This window comes from Corallococcus sp. AB049A, assembly GCF_003668885.1.
Classification (GTDB): Bacteria; Myxococcota; Myxococcia; order Myxococcales; family Myxococcaceae; genus Corallococcus; species Corallococcus interemptor.
This window is the reverse complement of sequence record NZ_RAWL01000165.1, coordinates 1-17,486: the sequence shown is the minus strand read 5'-3', so window position 1 is coordinate 17,486 and position 17,486 is coordinate 1. Positions and strand designations below refer to the sequence as shown.

Sequence of the window (17,486 nt, the reverse complement as noted above, 5' to 3'; positions counted from 1 at the left end):
GCCCCCAGCCGCCCGGCCCGCGCGAAGTCCGCCAGCCCGGCCAAGGGCGGAAACAAGTCCATTGGCCGCAAGAAGACCGCCGGCGCCCCCGCCGCCGCCAAGGGCGCCCGGGCCCCGAAGAAACCAGCTTCCAAGAAAACGTTGGGCCGCAAGAAACCCGCGCCCGGGGCGTGAAGTTCCGTTCCCCATGAAGCCCGCGCCTGCCCGCACGCCGGGCACGCGCGGCCGCCCGGGTCCTGTTGGATCGCTCCGCGTCGCGTGAGATAGTGCGCGCCGTGTCGGGTACCAAGGACAATGACAAGGGCAGCATCCAGACGGACATCGGGCAGGACGTGATCGACGATGCGGTTCGCAGCGTCGAGCGTCGGATGGACGAGGACGCGGACAGCGCGGGCACGGAGACGGAGGTGGAGCTGGACGTCTCCGCTGCTGCCGCCGGGGACGCGGACGCCTCCACCCCCGAAGTCGCTCCCCCCACCGAGGACGCGGCCGCGCTCCGCCAGGAGGTGGAGTCGCTGCGCGCGCAGCTGGACTTCAGCCAGACCAAGGCCCGCGAGACGCTGGAGCGCCTGAAGGAGGCGCACGAGCGCGCCAAGGACTTCCAGGACCGGGCCATCCGCTCCGCCGCGGACCTGGAGAACTACAGGAAGCGCGCGCAGAAGGAGAAGGAGGACGTCCAGAAGTTCGGCGTGGAGAAGCTCCTCAAGGACCTGCTCCCCGTGGTGGACAACATGGACCGCGCGCTCGACGCCGCCAGCAAGTCCTCCGACTTCGACAGCTTCCAGAAGGGCGTGGCCATGACGCGCAAGTCCTTCGAGGACTCGCTCGCCCGCCACGGCGTGAAGGGCTTCTCCGCCAAGGGCCAGCCCTTCGACCCGCGCGTGCACGAAGCCATCCAGCAGGTGGAGTCCGCGGACGTCCCGGCGGGCCACGTGCTCTTCGAGGTGACGCGCGGCTTCTATCTCAACGACCGCCTGGTGCGTCCCGCCATGGTCGTCGTCGCCCGCGCGCCGGAAGCGGCCGCGCCCGCGGCCAGCACTGAAGCACCCAAGGCTTCTGAAGAAGGCAGCGGCGCGGAGCCCCAGACTTCCGCGCCGTCCGGCAGTTCCTCCGGGGGGGAGCAGTAGTCATGGCGAAGGTGATTGGAATCGACCTGGGCACCACCAACTCGTGCGTCTCCGTGATGGAAGGCGGCGAGCCGGTGGTCATCCCCAACAGCGAAGGCAGCCGCACCACACCCTCCATGGTGGGCTTCACCGACTCCGGTGAACGCCTGGTGGGCCAGATTGCCAAGCGGCAGGCCATCACCAACCCGGAGAACACGGTCTTCGCGGCCAAGCGCCTCATCGGCCGCAAGTACGACTCGCCGGAGGCGAGGAAGGCCATTGGCGTCTCCTCCTTCAAGGTGGCCCCCAGCCCGAATGGTGATGCGTGGGTGGAGATCCGCGGCAAGGGCTACAGCCCGCCGGAGGTCTCCGCCATCGTGCTGATGAAGATGAAGCAGACGGCGGAGGACTACCTCGGCGAGCCCGTCACCGAGGCGGTCATCACCGTCCCCGCGTACTTCAACGACAGCCAGCGCCAGGCCACCAAGGACGCGGGCCGCATCGCGGGCCTCAACGTGCTGCGCATCATCAACGAGCCCACGGCCGCCGCGCTCGCGTACGGCCTGGACAAGGTGAAGGACGCCACCACGGAGCGCGTGGCCGTCTACGACCTGGGCGGCGGCACGTTCGATATCTCCATCCTGGAGCTCACCGCCGGCGTGTTCGAAGTGAAGAGCACCAACGGCGACACGTTCCTGGGCGGCGAGGACTTCGACCAGCGCCTCATCGACTACCTGGCCAAGCGCTTCGCGGAACAGAACAACGGCCTGGACCTGCGCAAGGACCGCATGGCGCTCCAGCGCCTGAAGGAAGCGGCGGAGCGCGCCAAGCACGAGCTGTCCAGCGCGCCGGAGACGGAGGTCAACCTCCCGTTCATCACCGCGGACGCGTCCGGCCCCAAGCACCTCACGGAGACCGTGGACCGGTCCACCTTCGAGGCCCTGGTCGCGGACCTCATCGACCGCTCCATCGAGCCGTGCCGCATCGCGCTCAAGGACGCGGGCATCACCGCGCAGGCCATCAACCAGGTCCTCCTGGTGGGCGGCATGACGCGCATGCCGCGCGTGCAGCAGAAGGTGAAGGAGTTCTTCGGCAAGGAGCCCCACAAGGGCATCAACCCGGACGAGGTCGTCGCCGTGGGCGCGGCCATCCAGGGCGGCGTGCTCAAGGGCGAGGTGAAGGACGTCCTCCTGCTGGACGTCACGCCGCTGTCGCTGGGCGTGGAGACCGCGGGCGGCGTCTTCACGAAGATCATCGACAAGAACACCACCATCCCCTGCAAGAAGGGCCAGGTGTTCTCCACGGCGGTGGACAACCAGCCGCTCGTGTCCGTGCACGTCCTGCAGGGCGAGCGCGAGATGGCCGCGGACAACAAGACGCTGGCGCGCTTCGAGCTCGTCGGCATCCCGCCCGCGCCGCGCGGTGTGCCGCAGATTGAGGTGTCCTTCGACATCGACGCGAACGGCATCGTGCACGTGAGCGCGCGCGACCTGGGCACCGGCAAGCAGCAGCAGGTGCGCGTGGTGGGCAACTCCGGCCTCACCGAGGCTGAAATCCAGGCGATGATCACCGACGCCCAGTCGCACTCCGCGGACGACAAGAAGAAGAAGGAGCTGGCGGAGCTGCGCAACAACGCGGACGGGCTCATCTACACCACGGAGAAGAGCCTGGAGGAGTACGCCAACCTCCTGTCGGAGAAGGACCGCGGCGAAATCCAGGCGGACCTGGAGCGCCTGCGCTCCGTGCTCAACACCTCCGACGCGGGCGCCCTCAAGGAGGCCTTCCAGCGCCTGGAGGGCAGCGCCTACCGCATCGCGGACGCCATCTACACGGACCAGGCCAAGTCCGGCTGAGGCCTCGCGGGCCGGGTGCAATCACCCGGCCCCCCCGTTCGTAGTCCCGGGCGTCCGCCTCTTTTCCCGGAGCCTCCCCCATGGAACTGACTGAAGCCGTGATGATCATCATGGTCACCGGCATGACCGTCGGCGTGCCCCTGTTCGGCCTCACGCTGCGCTTCGCCCTCAAGCCCGTGATGGAGACGTGGCTGCGCGTGCGCGAGGTCCAGGCCCGGCCCGCCGGGGAGCTGGAGGGGCTGCGCGCGCGCGTGGCGCACCTGGAGCACATGCTGGACCGGCACGGCATGCTGGAGCACCCGGTGACCCGCGCGTCGGCCGAGCGCCCGGAGCTCCCCGAGCGCCTGGCGCCGGTGGTCCGCGTGGACCGCGAGCGCGTCTGACGTCCCACCCGGTGGGCGCTCCATCCCCGCCGGGTTTTCGGGTATTGATGGGCGCGTGGCGTTCCAATCCCCGGAAGAAGAGCTGGCCTTCCTGCGCGGCCTGATGGCCGTGAACCGGATGGCCGACGACATCCTCGAGGACTGCCTGGAGCGGGGGCTGGACCTCGACACCGGCCTGGACGTGTTCCTCACGCAGTGCGCCCGCATGGTGCACGCGAAGGCGGGCTTCGTGTCGCTGCGGGGCACGCGCGGCCCGGTGCTGACGCGCGTGCTGGGCGAACTGGGCGTGGACGTCTTCGAGGCGGCCCACTGGAGCGGCCCCCGGAAGCTGCGCGAAGGCCGGATGCTCTTCTGCCAGCAGCTCACCCTGGGGCGGCTGAACCTGGGCGGACTGGGCCTGGTGGTGGACGGGGACTTCGCGGACGGCGGACAGCGGGTGATGGGGCTGGTGGCGGCGATTGGCGAACAGCTGGACTCGGCGGTGCTGTCCTTCCTCGCCCTGACGGACGGGCGCGGCCCCCTGGAGCGGCTGGACGAGCTGGACGTGGAGGGCACGCCCGTCAACCGCGGGCGCATTGGCCGCTATGAGGTCGTGAAGCCCCTGGGCACGGGCGGCATGGCGCAGGTGCTGATTGCGCGCACGCGCGGGCCGGAGGGGCTGGGGCGGCTGGTGGCGCTCAAGCGCATCCTGCCCCACCTGACGGCGCAGCCGGAGATGGTGCAGCAGTTCCTGGACGAGGCGCGCATCGGCCTGCGGCTGTCGCACCCCAACCTGGTGCACGTCTACGACTTCGGCGAGGCGCAGGGCGCGTACTACATGGCCATGGAGCTGGTGAACGGCATCGACCTGGACCGGCTCCTGCGCGCGAACAAGGGCCCGCTGGAGCCGCCGGTGGCGTCCGCCATCGTGTCGCAGGCCTTGATGGGGCTCAACGCCGCGCACGCGCTCAAGGGCGAGGACGGCGCGCCCCTGGAGCTGGTGCACCGCGACCTGTCGCCGCACAACCTGATGATTGCCTTCGATGGCCAGGTGAAGGTGCTGGACTTCGGCGTGGCCAAGGTGCGCGCGCAGCGCACGGTGACGCTGCCGGGCATCGTGAAGGGCAAGCCGCTCTACATGTCCCCGGAGCAGGCGCTGGGCCACAAGCTGGATGCGCGCAGCGACCTGTTCGCCATGGGGCTCGTCCTCTACCAGGCCCTCACGGGCCGCCGCGCCTTCGAGCGCGACGACGAGTTGGACACCATGAAGGCCATCTGCCAGGAGAAGCTGACGAAGCCCCCGGAGGTGCCCGCGCCCGTGTGGAACGTGCTGTCGGTGGCGCTGTCCAAGGACCCCTCGGCCCGCTTCCCCACCGCGCACGCCATGGCGGACCGGCTGGTGGCCGCGAGCCCCCCCCGCGCGCGATACGGCCCTGGCGGCGCTGGCGGGCCGGCTCTTCCCGGAGCGGCTGCGCGACTCGCAGCGGCTGGAGACCGCCGTGGACCGCCAGCGGGAGGCGCCCACCCGCGCGACGCCGGCCACCCGCGCGCCGCGCACGTGAGGCGAGGACGCTACGAGCGCTTGAGCGGATCGATGTCCGGGTTCGCGACGTAGCCGGTGCGGCGCGTCTCCTCGTTGATGTCCGGCTCGGTGCGCACCACCGTCGGCTCCACCAGCTCCTCGTGGCGGACGCGGCCCTCCATGGTGCGGCGCTCCTCGATGGGGCGCTTGTGGATGGTGATCTCCTCGTCCGTGTAGGCGCGCTTGGTCAGCTCCGCCTCCTCCGCGCTCAGGGGGATGCGGATGGTCTCCTCCTGGAAGGTCGCCACGTCGCCGGGAATGGTGTCCTTGCCCTTCACCGCGCGGCGCACCACCTCCACCTCCTCGTGGCGCAGGGGCACCTCTACCGTCTTCATCTCCTCCACGACGATTTTACGGACCTGCGCCTCGCCCGCGGAGCGCTGGTGCTTGGTGACGCCCAGCTCTTCATGGTGCGTGCGCAGCGTGACGTCCTCGCTCGCGATGCGCTCCTTGGCTCGCAGCTCCCGGTCCTTGAGGCCGACCTTGTCCGCGATGCCGGCCTTCTCCGTGCCGGTGCGGTTGACGTCCGTCTTCGCGGTGCCCGTCTTCAGCCCCGCGCCGATTCCGCCCATGGTGGCGCCGGTGGCCGTGGCCGCTGTCGCGCCCACCGCGCCGGGACCCACGCCCGCGCCGCCACCCCGGCCCGCCATCACACCCGCGTTCGTGGTGTCCGACAGCCCCCGCAGCGCCTCGCGGCCGTGGTTGAGGTAGATCTCCCCGTTGCGGATGTCGCTCACCTCCGCGTAGCGGACCAGGTAGTCCTTCGGGAAGAACATTCCCTTCTCGATGTGGAACTCGCCCTCACTCACGGCGAACACCTTGCCCAGCTTCTCGCCGTCGCTGCTGCGGACCGTCATCCCTTCCTTGATGTCATTGCGCTTGATCATCATTGCCTTGGCTCCTTGTGCGCCTTCACCTCGGGCATCACTTGCAAAGTGGGTTCAATGACGCCCAAGGAAACCCCTGGTGCTGGATGGTCCAGGGGCTCGGCATGCCGCACGCCACGGGCAACGCCGCGCGGGCGCCTCCCCGCTTCCTGTCCGGAGGGCAGCCGTGCAGGAGCAGCACCCCGGGCTTCCCGCTGGCCGCGCGCGTCCCCACACCTCACTGTGAGGGCGTGAGTCCGGACGGTCCGGTCCGCGCGAGGAGGCGTCTGCGATGCGAGCCACGAGGCCAGGCCGGGGACTCGGGTGGATGGCCGGCGCGGTGGGACTGCTGGTGGCGGGCCGGTTCCTGCGCCGCCGCGCCGCCGTGGACCTCCCGGTGTCCATGCCAGAGGGGACGCCCGCGCTGGAGCCCGTCTCCTGGGCGCCCGCCGTGCTGCCGGACGCGGAGGACCCTCCTGAAGCCGGATGGGCGCTGACGCATGAGGACATGACGCCCTGGGATGACGGCGACGCGGAAGCGCCCGCGCCGAGGATCCGCCGGGGACCGTCGGGCCGGGAGCACTTCTGGCTGGAGCCCTGAGCGGCGCCAGGTGCACACCCGCCGTGGGGGCAGGGACTCGCGACAGCGATGTTCCGGGGTGTTGCCGGGACCCAGGAGCCAAGCTGTGCGCTTGACCCATGGGGAGGGCTCCCCTAGAAAACCGGGGCTTTGCCCGTCATCTCCCCCGGAGGAAGCCCCCGCATGCGACGACTTGCCCCGATGCTCCTCGCAGCGCTCGCCGTCCTGGCGGCCGCCTGCGAGAAGAAGACGCAGCCCACGGGAGAGGCGGGAGGCGCCCCCTCGGCGCAGGCCCCGGCCACCGCGCAGGGGGGCGGTGCTCCCCCCGCCGGTGACGACGTCATCGTGCTGGGTGAAGTGGGCGCGCTGACGGGCGGCCAGGCGACGTTCGGCATCTCCACCCGCAACGGCATCGCGCTGGCGGTGAAGGAGGCCAACGCGGCCGGCGGCGTGAAGGGCAAGAAGCTGGTCGTGCGCGTGTACGACGACCAGAGCAAGCCGGAGGAGGCCGCGCAGGCCGTCACCCGCCTCATCACCCAGGACAAGGTGGTGCTCATCCTGGGCGAGGTGGCCTCGTCCAGCTCCCTGGCCATGGCGGAGAAGGCCCAGGCGGCCGGCGTGCCCATGATCACCCCGTCGTCCACCAACCCCTCCGTGACGGAGAAGGGCGAGAACATCTTCCGCGTCTGCTTCATCGACCCGTTCCAGGGCTTCGTGATGGCGAAGTTCGCGCGGGAGAACCTCAAGCTCAACAAGGTCGCGGTGCTCCAGGACAACAAGAGCGCCTACTCCATTGGCCTCACGGAGGTCTTCCGCCAGAAGTTCGCGGAGCTGGGCGGCAAGATCACCGCCACGGAGAGCTACAGCCAGGGCGACACGGACTACCGCGCGCAGCTGACCGCCATCAAGAAGACGCAGCCGGAGGGCATCTACGTGCCGGGCTACTACAGCGAGGTGGGCATCATCGCCCGCCAGGCGCGCGAGCTGGGCCTGAAGGTCCCGCTGATGGGCGGCGACGGCTGGGACTCCGAGAAGCTCTTCGAGCTGGGCGGCAGCGCCATTGAAGGCAGCTACTTCTCCAACCACTACTCGCCGGACAACCCGGACGAGCGCGTGAAGAAGTTCATCGCGGACTACAAGGCGGACAACAACGGCGCGGTGCCGGACGCGCTCGCGGCGCTGGGCTACGACGCCGCGCGCGTCGCCATTGAAGCGCTGAAGAAGGCTCCGGACACCAGCGGCCCCGCGGTTCGCGCGGCCATCGCGCAGACGAAGGACTTCCCCGGCGTGGCGGGCAACATCACGCTGGATGCGAAGCGCAACGCGGTGAAGTCCGCCGTGGTGCTGAAGGTCCAGGACGGCAAGTCCACCTACGTCACCACCATCTCGCCTTAACCCCAGGGTCCTCCCCGGCACATGTCGCAGCTCCTCCAGCACCTCATCAATGGTCTGGCCGCCGGCACCATCTACGCCCTGGTCGCCCTGGGCTACACGATGGTGTACGGCGTCCTCAAGCTCATCAACTTCGCCCACGGCGACGTGATGATGGTCGGCGTCTACATGGGCTACGCGACCGCCTTCGCCCTCGGGCGCCAGGCGCAGCGTTCCCTGTGGGGCGTGGTCGTCATCTTCGCGGTGGCCATGGTGGGGTGCGCGCTGCTCGGCTTCCTCATCGAGCGCTTCGCCTACCGTCCTCTGCGTGAGAAGCCGCGCCTCACCGCGCTCATCACCGCCATCGGCATCTCGTTCGCGCTGTCGTACGGCTTCCAGCTGGACGTCGGCTTCCTGCCGGGCGCGTCCCCCCGGGCCTTCCCGGAGGTCATCGTCCCCAGCGAGTGGTTCATCGTGGGGGACCGCGACGTGGTGGTGTGGAACTGGCAGGTCATCAGCTTCCTCATCGCCGTGGGGCTGATGGCCGGGCTCCAGTTCCTCGTGTACCGCACGCGCTTTGGCAAGGCGATGCGCGCGGTGTCCTTCGACCACCGCACCGCGGCGCTGATGGGCATCCCCACCGACCGCATCATCGCGCTGACGTTCATGCTCTCCAGCGCGCTGGCGGCGGGCGCGGGCCTGCTCTACGCCATCAAGGACACGTCCGTGAGCCCGCTCATGGGCCTGTACGTGGGCCTCAAGGCCTTCGTGGCGGCGGTCATCGGCGGCATCGGCAACGTGCCGGGCGCCGTGGTGGGCGCGCTGCTGTTGGGCCTGGTGGAGGAGTTCGTGGTGGGCTACGCGGCCAGCACCTGGCGTGACGCGGTGGCCTTCGGCTTCCTCATCCTGGTGCTGCTGGTGAAGCCGGGCGGTCTGTTCGGCCGCGTCGCGGCGGAGAAGGTCTGATGGCCGTCCCTGGCGCTACGACGTTGTCCGATGAAACCGCGGGCCGCGTGCCCCCGGCCCTGCGCGGCATCCTGCCCGTGCTCATCGCGGTGCCGGTGGTGGTCCTGGCGGATGTCCTGCTGAACACCTCGCCCTTCGCCACGTACCTCTTGTCCGTGGTGGGGGTGAACATCATCCTCGCGGTGAGCCTCAACATCGTGAACGGCATGACGGGCCAGTTCTCCATTGGCCATGCCGGCTTCATGGCCGTGGGCGCGTACATCGCGGGCGTCACGTCGCTGGAGCTGAAGGAGGTGGCGCTGTCCTTCCTGCCGGTGGCCGCCAGCGACCAGGTGCTCTTCACCGTGGCGCTGCTGGCGGGTGGCGTGGCCGCCGCGCTGTGCGGCTTCCTGGTGGGCCTGCCGTCCCTGCGGCTTCGCGGGGACTACCTGGCCATCGTGACGCTGGGCTTCGGTGAAATCATCCGCGTGGTGGTGCAGAACACGGAGGCCTTTGGCCGCGCGCTGGGCCTGTCCGGCATCCCGCAGTACTCCAGCGTGGCCATGGTCTACTTCTGGGTCTTCCTGGTGGTGCTGGTGGCCCGGCGCATCGCGGGCTCCAGCCACGGCCGCAGCCTGTGGGCCATCCGCGAGGACGAAGTGGCCGCGGAGGCCATGGGCGTGGACACCACCGGCTACAAGGTCCGCGCGTTCGTCATCTCGTCGTTCTTCGCGGGCATCGCGGGCGGCCTGTTCGCGCACTTCGTGCCCATCATCAACCCGGGCTCGTTCACCTTCGTGAAGTCCATGGAGATCGTCGTCATGGTGGTGCTGGGCGGGCTGGGCTCCAGCACGGGCGCCATCGTCGCGGCCATCTTCCTCACGCTGCTGCCCGAAGGGCTTCGCTCGCTGTTCGGCGCGCTGGGCGCGGGGGGCAGCCTGGCGCAGAAGGTGGATCAGATCCGCATGCCCGTGTACGGCATCCTGCTGGTGGTGCTGATGCTGGCGCGGCCGCAGGGCCTGTTCGGCACGAAGGAGCTCTGGGACGTGCTGCCCCGGTGGCTCCCCCGGAAGAAGAAGGGGATGTCATGAGCGCCGCCGTGACTCCGGCTCCTCCCGGCTCCGGTGGAGCCCTGCTCGAGGCGTCCGGCGTGAGCATCCGCTTCGGGGGCCTCAAGGCCCTCACGGACTTCAACCTCAGCGTGCGCCAGGGCGACCTGTTGGGCCTCATTGGTCCCAACGGCGCGGGCAAGTCCACCGCGTTCAACGTGCTCACCGGCGTGTACCAGCCCACCGAGGGCGAGGTGCGCGTGGCCGGGCAGCGGGTGAACGGCTGGGTGCCGCATCAGATCAACCACCTGGGCCTGGCGCGCACGTTCCAGAACATCCGCCTGTTCCGCGCGCTCACCGCGCTGGACAACGTGAAGGTGGCCTGCCGCGCGCAAGGGGCGCTGCACCCGGTGGTGATGGGCCCGCTGGCGAAGGCCGGCACGGCGATGCGCAACTACCGCGACTGGTGGCGCGCGCTGCTGCTCACCCCCGGCTTCCAGGCCGAGGAGCGCGAATTGACGCGCCAGGCGGAGCGCCTGCTGGAGGTCATGGGCCTGTCGCACCGCCGCGACGAGGAGGCGAAGAACCTCCCGTACGGCGAGCAGCGCCGGCTGGAGATCGCCCGCGCGCTGGGCACGCGCCCCAAGGTGCTGCTGTTGGACGAGCCCGCGGCGGGCATGAACACGCGTGAGAAGGCGGACCTGATGGTGCTCATCCGCCGGCTGCGCGACGAGTTCTCGCTGGGGGTGCTGGTCATCGAGCACGACATGAAGCTGGTGATGGGCATCTGCGAGCGCATCACCGTGCTGGACCACGGCGAGACGATTGCCCGCGGTGCTCCGGCGGAGGTGCGCAGCGACCGCAAGGTCATCGAGGCGTACCTGGGCGACAGCTACCTGGAGTCCCACGGAGGCGCGGCGTGAGCGAGCCGGTGAAGGTGCTGGGCGAGCGGCGCGCGTTCGAGCCGCTGCTGTCGGTGGAGGGCATCCAGGTCCGCTACGGCGCCATCCAGGCGCTGCGGGGCGTGTCCCTGACGGTGGGTAGGGGCGAGATGGTGGCCCTCATCGGCGCCAACGGGGCGGGCAAGACGAGCACCCTGCGCGCGGTGAGCGGCATGCTCAAGCCGTCCGCGGGCCGCATCACGCTGGCGGGGCAGGACATCACCGGCCTCAAGGCGCACCAGCTGGTGCCTCGCGGGATGGCGCACGCGCCGGAGGGGCGGGGCATCTTCCCCAACCTCACCGTGTTCGAGAACCTGGAGCTGGGCGCGTACCTGCGCAAGGACACCGCCCAGGTGCGCCAGGACATGGACAAGGGCTTCGGCCTGTTCCCGGTGCTGCGCGAGCGTCAGAAGCAGCTGGCGGGCACGCTGTCCGGCGGTGAGCAGCAGATGCTGGCCATTGCCCGGGCGCTGCTCTCCAAGCCGCAGCTGCTCCTCCTGGACGAGCCGTCCCTGGGCCTGGCGCCGCAGGTGACGGAGACCATCTTCCGCACCCTGCGCGAGGTGAACGCCACCGGCGTCAGCGTGCTCCTGGTGGAGCAGAACGCGCACCTGGCCCTCAACGCCGCCCACTACGGCTACGTGCTGGAGACGGGCGAGGTGGTGATGGCCGGCCCGGGCAAGGCGCTGCTGGACAGCGCCGAGGTGCGGCGCGCGTACCTGGGCGAATAGCTTCCCGGGCCGATTTTCCGGCCCCGTTGCGCGTTGTCCGCCCCCGGACGGTTCCGGGGGCGCCGTTGGGGCAAGTTGCTCGCGCCGTGTCGAAACTCGGGTAGTCAGCGGCGGAGCACTTCGTCTACCGTCCGAACAGACAGTCTGTTTCCTTCCACTTCCCTCTCAGGAAGCGTGCCCATGCGCCCGTTGTCCCGCCTCCTTCTTGCCTCGCTCACCACCCTCGCGCTCATCGCCGGCGCGTGCGCCAACCAGCAGAAGACCGATGGTTCCTCGTCCGGTGGCGCTCAGGCGACCTCCACCATCGAGGACGTGCCCAATGAGGCCCCCGCGGCCCCCCCGGCGCCGGCCTTCAAGCCCTACGAGGCCACGGAAGGCTTCGTCATCGGCATGCCGGCGGAGCCCCAGGTGGAGCGCAAGCAGGTCCCGCTGGGCGCCAACACGGTGAACACCGCGGCCTTCTCCTCGCGCACCGAGGACGGCACCATCTACTCCATCAGCACCGCGGACTACCCGGAGCGCCTGGTGGCGAGCCGTCCTCCGGAGGCCCTGCTGAACGAGGGCAAGGACGGCCTGGTGAAGCAGGTCCAGGGCACCATCAAGGAAGAGGCGGACGTCACGCTGGATGGCTACCCCGGCAAGTCCTACACGGTCAGCTCGCCGGTGGTCGGTGAGGTGAAGGCCCGCAACTTCCTCGTGGGCCCGCGCCTGTACACGCTGCTGGTCATCTACAACCCCAACCACCCCAACACCACGGCGGATGAGTTCCTCACCTCGCTGAAGCTGGTGAACCCGCCCCCCGCCGTCACCACGGCCACGCCGGACGCCGGCACGGGCATGGACGCCGGCACGGTGGAGGGCATGGACGCGGGCACGGGCATGGACGCGGGCACCGCCGCTCCTCGCCGCCGCAAGAAGTAGTCGTCAGGACCCCAGCGCGGCGCTCCCAACACTCCCGGGGGCGTCGCGCGGTGGGCTGTGTTCACCTGTCCGCGCGGAGATGACCGGGCCCTTCACGTCCGCCTCCGCCGCAATTGCTCCCGGGTCCTGCGTCCCTACCTTTCGGGCGGGGATACGACAGGGGGCGCAAACACATGATGTCCTGGGTGGGAGCCCTGCTGACCACGGTGGTGGCGGCGGGTGGGGTGCCCATGGTGCCGGCCGGCGGGGGCAATGCCCTGACGCTGCCAGCGCACCGGCACTCGGTGCGGATTGAGACGGGCAACGGGCCTGCGCCCACGTGGCTTCTGGCCATCCAGCAGCAGGGGGCGGAAGGTCAGGGGCTGAACCTGTTCCGTTCCGAGGACGGGTTCCAGAGCTTCTCCAAGCTGGCGGAAATCCAGCCGGATGCGTCGCACCACGACCGGGCGGAGCTGGTCGCGGTGGGGCGGGACGTGGCGATGGTCTACGCGTACGAAGCCCCCTCGCTGGCGGCGTCGTCGCGGCACGACGTGTACTTCCAGTGGTGGCGCTACGACGAGGCGCAGGACACCTGGACGCCGGAGCCGGCGGTGCGGGTGTTCAACGCGGACAGTGCGACGGCGTACTCGCGGGCGCTGTTGGCGCGGGACTCGAAGGGGCGGCTGTGGGTGCAGGCGTTCCGGCTGGAGCCGGACGGTGGCGCCACGGCGGTGATGGCGGTGTCCACGGACGGCGGCGCGAGCTTCCAGAGGCAGCCGGACCTGGGGCGGACGAAGAAGCGGGGCGGGGGACGGCTCTTGAGCGTGGGGTCGAAGCTCGTCTTCTTCTGGGCCATGCACGACGGCTTCGAGCCCACGCGGATGCGGGTGCGTGACGCGGCGGATCCGCTGGACACGTGGGGGCCGCAGCGGGACGCGTTCTCCGACGGCATCTACCATGGCGCGGCGCTGAGCGCGGTGGAGGACGGGAAGGGCGGCATCCACCTGGTCTACAAGGATGAGACGGAGCGGCTGTATTACCGGCGCTTCGACGGGACGTCGTTCGGCTCACGCATCCTGGTGGAGGGGACGCCGGACTGGGCGTTGCAGCCCGCGGTGACGCGCATCGGGGATGCGCTGTATGTCTTCTACAATCACTTCCAGACGGCGACGGATTACGAGATCCGGGTGCGGGTGCTGCGCGACGGCGTGTTCAGCGACCCGGTGACGCTGGATTCGCGCACGAGCTTCAAGGGCTACCTGAGCACGCTGGACGTGCTGCCGGACAGCGTCACGGAGGTGCCGTGCTTCTACGGGGACGCGGCGGACGCGAACTCCAGCGGCCGGGTGATGCGCGTGGCGCTGGCGCGCCAGCCGGAAGGAGGCGGCGGCTCCTCGGGGCAGGACGGTGGTGTTCCGGATGGCGGCGGCGGTGTTCCGGATGGCGGCGTGGACGCGGGGACGCCGGACGCGGGTTCGGGGACTTCGGATGGCGGCGTGGACGCGGGGACGCCGGACGCGGGTTCGGGGACTTCGGATGGTGGCGTGGACGCGGGGACTCCGCCGGTGGATGGCGGGGTGCAGGGGCCGGTGACGCTGGAGCCGGTGTTCACGAACACGACGCACGAGGTGCTGGCGGTGGACGGCGCGGGCACGGTGTACGCGCTGGCGCTGGACGGGAGCCGGTCGAAGCTGCTCGCGAGTACGGATGGTGGGCGCACGTTCAGCGCGAGAGGGCAGGGCGTGGGCGGCGCGTCGTTCTGGGTGATGGCGGCGTTGAAGGACGGGACGCTGCTGGCGCAGATGAGCCGCAGTGGCAGCTATCACCTGGAGCGCTCGACGGACGGCGGGCGCACGTGGGCGGGCGTGGCGGCGCTGGGGAACTACCGGGCGATGTCGCCCGCGAGCTTCGCGGAGCTGGGCAGCACGGTGTTCTTCCTGGAGTACCAGACGTTCACCTCCGCGAACACGCCGCTGCGGCTGTGGGCGAGCACGGACGGTGGCGCGACGTGGACGGCGCGGGCCACGTTCCAGGACCACCGGCACGGCACGGCGCTGTACGCGGACACGACGCGCAGCGCGCTGTGGGCCACGTTCGGCAGCAGCAGCACGCAGGCGGCGGTGGTGCGCTCGACGGACGGCGGCCGCACGTGGACGAAGGTGATGGGCGGCTACGCGGCGAACGCGGTGACGGGGACCGTGTTGTCGGGAGGCGAGCTGCTCTTGGGGCAGTCCACGCTGTATGAGCCGGAGCACCCGAAGCTCCTGCGCGTGTACGCGAGCGGACGGGTGGACGCGCTGCTGACGTTGCCGGGGCCGGCGTACTCGCTGGATGCGCTGGGAGGCGGCGGCTTCGTGCTGGGCACGGCGAGGGCGGACGTGGGGGACGTGCAGCCCGCGTCGGATGTCTACGCGCGGCTCTTCACGAGCACGGATGCGGTGACATGGGTGGAGGCCCGGAAATACGAGCGGGCCACGAGTGGCGTCCTGGCCCGCGCGGAGGTCTGGGGCGAACTGCCCAACGGAGACCTGGTGGTGCGGGCGGACAACCTGAAGGGCTTCGGAACCGGAGGAAAGGGGTTCCAGGTCCTGCGGGTGAAGCGCTGAGACACGGCGTCACGGTGGGGCGCGCAGCCCCACCGTGAGCTAGTTCATCACGGAGGCGGGGGCGCGGCAGGCCAGGACGGATAGTGGAAGGCCAGGCCGCGGACGCCGATGACCCAGAGGTCCCCGGGGTTGGTCCCGTTGATGCCATACAGCGAGGCACCCAGGTCATACGTCTGCCAATTTCCGTTCTCGTAACGGTAGACCTTGCCAGCTTCCGACGTGACGTAGACGGAATTACTGCCAAAGGCGATGACGCCTGTCAGTCGTTCAGCAGCGGGGCCGGGCGAAGTGGCCCACACGGAGCCGTCCCACTTCAGGAATGCACCCGCATTGCCCACCGCGTAGGCGAGCTTGGAATTGACGACCCAGACAGCATTGAGCCCCTTGGTGTTGGGTGGCTCAACCGGCGTGCCCCAGGATGAAGTCACCGGGTCATAGCGGAAGATTTGCCCTCTAGCGCCTCCGGCCTCGGGGTTCTTGAACGAACCCACGGCGAACATCACCTCGGGAGAGATTCCATGGATGCCCTGGAAGGTGCTGTTGGACGCAGCGATGATCGGCACGCCCACCACTGCTCCATTCCACTGGAAGGTCGCGCCTTTATCGTCATCAGAGGCAACGCCGTACAGTTGCACATCATCGGGGTCCGACGGATTGGCGAAGCCGAAAAGGTCCGTGGTGGCGATGGTGCCTGACCCTGCATCCAGATTGGGAGGGCGCCTCGGCGTACAATCGGTGCTTCCGGGCTCCTGGATCAGGAGAAGTCCTTCCGATCCGCCAATGAACGCCTTGCCCTCGGAATTGGACCAGACACCAAAGAGGGTGCGGGTGTTGCTGGTGCCCGTGCATGCACCTGGGCGCACCGAGAAGGCCGTTTCACTGGGTTGTTTTACCGCGCGCCCACCGTCGCTGCCCACAATCCAGACGCCACCATCCCCATACACGGAGAGGCCGTACCACGTCCGGTCGGCTTCCTCACCCACCTGCTGGCCGGCCCAGGTCGGTGCGCAGTTCAGACCGTCATCCACAGTCCCGTTGCAGTTGTTGTCCTGGCCATCACACAGCTCCCGGGCATCTCCATGGATGAAGGGGTTGCCGTCGTCGCAGTCCCTGCCTTCGGTGATGTAGCCCGCGTCAGGCTTGGGGCAGCGGACAATGCCTGCGTCCATCTTCCCATGCTGATCTTCATCCTGATCGGGATACCAGGTCGGGACGGTTCCCGTCGGCTTGCACACAACACCGTCTTGCGTGGCATTGCACTGCTGGATGCCATCGCACTGGACACCGGTTTCAAAGCAGGTGGCGCCCACGCCAAACCCTTCATCCGTGTCGCCGTCGCAATCGTCGTCGACGGTGTTGCACTTCTCCGTCGCCTGAGGATGGATGCTGGCTTCCGAATCGTTGCAGTCATCGTGAGGCGAGGTGAGCGGCAGGCGGTCCGGCGGAAGCGTCGCGCTGCAGACCACCACCTGACCCTGATTCTTGTCGCCGTGCTGATCCCTGTCCGCATCTACCCATGCGTACTGCACGTTGGTGGCGATACAGGCGAATGTCGTAGGGTCGCTGGTGTTGCAGGTGCGAACGCTCGGGCAACCTTCGGGGCTGATGCATTCAGACCCGATGGCGAAGTCCTCATCCTTGTTGCCGTCGCAGTTGTCGTCCTGGCCGTTGCACAGCTCGGTGGCGCCGGGATTGATCCCCGCTCCAACTCCCGCCTTGTCATCGCAGTCCGAGCCGCCAGCCGTGTTGCTGACGTACCCGTCGCCGTCCTCGTCCCTGGCGTCCGCCAGCAGGGTCAGCTCCGCGGGCTTGCCGTCCTTCGTGCTGCCCTTCGGAACGGAGAGGCCCTTCCGCTGGTTCGTCACGGCGTTGCCGACGCATGCATCGTCCTTGGGCAGCGCCTCGTAACCGTTCGCCTCCACCGTGATGGCCGTGCCCCACTTCTCCGGCAGCAGCACGCCCACCACGATCTGACTGTTGGGCTCGGGCTTCTTCCCCCGGACCGCGACGTCCGTGGTGCGCGTGTCCCCACTGGCGTCGTCCGTGGCGGTCACCCGCACGCAGCCCGGGACGAACTGGCCATACGAGATCACGACCTTCACCCCGTCCTGGGGATCCTTACAGCCCGCGAGGGCCACCAACGGCAGCAGCAGAAAAAGGCGTTTCATGGACGCTCATCCTACCGGTCCTTCTCCCCGCGTGTGAGTCCTCGGCTGCCCTCTTGAATCCTCAAGGGATGACGCGGCCTCAACGCTCCGTGGGGAAATCCGAATACACCACCGCCAGCCGGCCATCCGCCGCCAGGCTCGCCGGCGTCACCAGCTCCAGGTCCACCGGCACCGGCCCCCTGTAGCGCTCGGCAATCTCCTGTTTCAGTCCCGCCACATCCAGGTCGCCCAGCCGCTCCATCCTCCCGTACTCCACCCCCGCTCCCGCCGCGTACGCCTTGCGCACCAGCTCCGAGCAATACATCGCCTCGTCCCCCCACCCGAAGAGCGCGTCGTACGGCTTGCCCAGGTGCCGCTTCGCCTCCGCCACCGCCCGCGCCTTCGCCGCGTCATCCACCCCCTGCGGCCGCATCACCAGCAGCCGCC

General features: G+C 69.4%; 15 protein-coding genes. 12 read left to right on the top strand and 3 right to left on the bottom strand.

From position 1 onward, the window contains the following. Window positions 1-266 precede the first annotated feature (266 nt). From grpE to D7X55_RS19020, 4 genes are all read left to right on the top strand, one after another. Complete coding sequence (grpE, locus tag D7X55_RS19035; protein ID WP_121723811.1) at window positions 267-1,127, top strand: nucleotide exchange factor GrpE; 861 nt, start codon at window positions 267-269, stop codon at window positions 1,125-1,127. Between the two features lie 2 nt (window positions 1,128-1,129). Further along, the gene (dnaK, locus tag D7X55_RS19030) at window positions 1,130-2,959 is read left to right on the top strand and encodes a molecular chaperone DnaK (protein ID WP_121723810.1); all 1,830 of its coding nucleotides are present in this window, start codon (window positions 1,130-1,132) and stop codon (window positions 2,957-2,959) included. A gap of 80 nt (window positions 2,960-3,039) precedes the next feature. Next, window positions 3,040-3,342 (top strand): hypothetical protein, encoded by a 303-nt coding sequence (locus D7X55_RS43405; RefSeq protein WP_121770989.1) that lies wholly within the window; start codon window positions 3,040-3,042, stop codon window positions 3,340-3,342. Between the two features lie 55 nt (window positions 3,343-3,397). Then, window positions 3,398-4,936: a serine/threonine-protein kinase gene (locus tag D7X55_RS19020; protein WP_233609928.1), complete on the top strand. Its 1,539-nt coding sequence runs from the start codon at window positions 3,398-3,400 to the stop codon at window positions 4,934-4,936. Here the strand turns inward: D7X55_RS19020 and D7X55_RS19015 are convergent. Further along, window positions 4,894-5,793: a YsnF/AvaK domain-containing protein gene (locus D7X55_RS19015; RefSeq protein ID WP_233609927.1), complete on the bottom strand. Its 900-nt coding sequence runs from the start codon at window positions 5,791-5,793 to the stop codon at window positions 4,894-4,896. The two genes, D7X55_RS19020 and D7X55_RS19015, sit on opposite strands and share 43 nt — an antisense overlap. A gap of 268 nt (window positions 5,794-6,061) precedes the next feature. Between D7X55_RS19015 and D7X55_RS19010 the strand changes: the two genes are divergently transcribed. From D7X55_RS19010 to D7X55_RS18975, 8 genes are all read left to right on the top strand, one after another. Further along, window positions 6,062-6,370 carry a hypothetical protein gene (locus D7X55_RS19010; protein ID WP_147442893.1) on the top strand — a complete coding sequence of 103 codons (309 nt, stop codon included), beginning with the start codon at window positions 6,062-6,064 and terminating at the stop codon, window positions 6,368-6,370. Window positions 6,371-6,532: 162 nt separating this feature from the next. Then, complete coding sequence (locus D7X55_RS19005) at window positions 6,533-7,744, top strand: ABC transporter substrate-binding protein (protein WP_120551199.1); 1,212 nt, start codon at window positions 6,533-6,535, stop codon at window positions 7,742-7,744. 21 nt (window positions 7,745-7,765) lie between these two features. Continuing rightward, window positions 7,766-8,686 carry a branched-chain amino acid ABC transporter permease gene (locus D7X55_RS19000; protein ID WP_120551200.1) on the top strand — a complete coding sequence of 307 codons (921 nt, stop codon included), beginning with the start codon at window positions 7,766-7,768 and terminating at the stop codon, window positions 8,684-8,686. Further along, a complete protein-coding gene (locus tag D7X55_RS18995; protein ID WP_120551201.1) occupies window positions 8,686-9,756 on the top strand; it encodes a branched-chain amino acid ABC transporter permease in 1,071 nt (356 codons plus the stop codon). The genes D7X55_RS19000 and D7X55_RS18995 overlap by 1 nt, the downstream gene beginning before the upstream one ends. Next, on the top strand, window positions 9,753-10,637 hold the full coding sequence (locus tag D7X55_RS18990; RefSeq protein ID WP_120551202.1) for an ABC transporter ATP-binding protein: 885 nt from the start codon (window positions 9,753-9,755) through the stop codon (window positions 10,635-10,637). The genes D7X55_RS18995 and D7X55_RS18990 overlap by 4 nt, the downstream gene beginning before the upstream one ends. Beyond that, window positions 10,634-11,386 carry an ABC transporter ATP-binding protein gene (locus D7X55_RS18985; protein WP_120551203.1) on the top strand — a complete coding sequence of 251 codons (753 nt, stop codon included), beginning with the start codon at window positions 10,634-10,636 and terminating at the stop codon, window positions 11,384-11,386. The genes D7X55_RS18990 and D7X55_RS18985 overlap by 4 nt, the downstream gene beginning before the upstream one ends. A 180-nt stretch (window positions 11,387-11,566) precedes the next feature. Next, on the top strand, window positions 11,567-12,307 hold the full coding sequence (locus D7X55_RS18980; protein WP_233609926.1) for a hypothetical protein: 741 nt from the start codon (window positions 11,567-11,569) through the stop codon (window positions 12,305-12,307). Window positions 12,308-12,480: 173 nt separating this feature from the next. Further along, entirely contained in the window at window positions 12,481-14,892 is a 2,412-nt protein-coding gene (locus tag D7X55_RS18975) for a sialidase family protein (RefSeq protein ID WP_233609925.1), read from the top strand. A gap of 47 nt (window positions 14,893-14,939) precedes the next feature. On the opposite strand, the gene D7X55_RS18970 is transcribed toward D7X55_RS18975, so the two are convergent. Together D7X55_RS18970 and D7X55_RS18965 are read right to left on the bottom strand one after the other, a co-directional pair. After that, window positions 14,940-17,060 carry a putative metal-binding motif-containing protein gene (locus D7X55_RS18970; protein ID WP_121723808.1) on the bottom strand — a complete coding sequence of 707 codons (2,121 nt, stop codon included), beginning with the start codon at window positions 17,058-17,060 and terminating at the stop codon, window positions 14,940-14,942. Between the two features lie 79 nt (window positions 17,061-17,139). After that, window positions 17,140-17,486, bottom strand: a 347-nt coding sequence (locus D7X55_RS18965; RefSeq protein ID WP_255425021.1) for a YiiX/YebB-like N1pC/P60 family cysteine hydrolase, incomplete at its 5' end; no start/stop codon positions are given.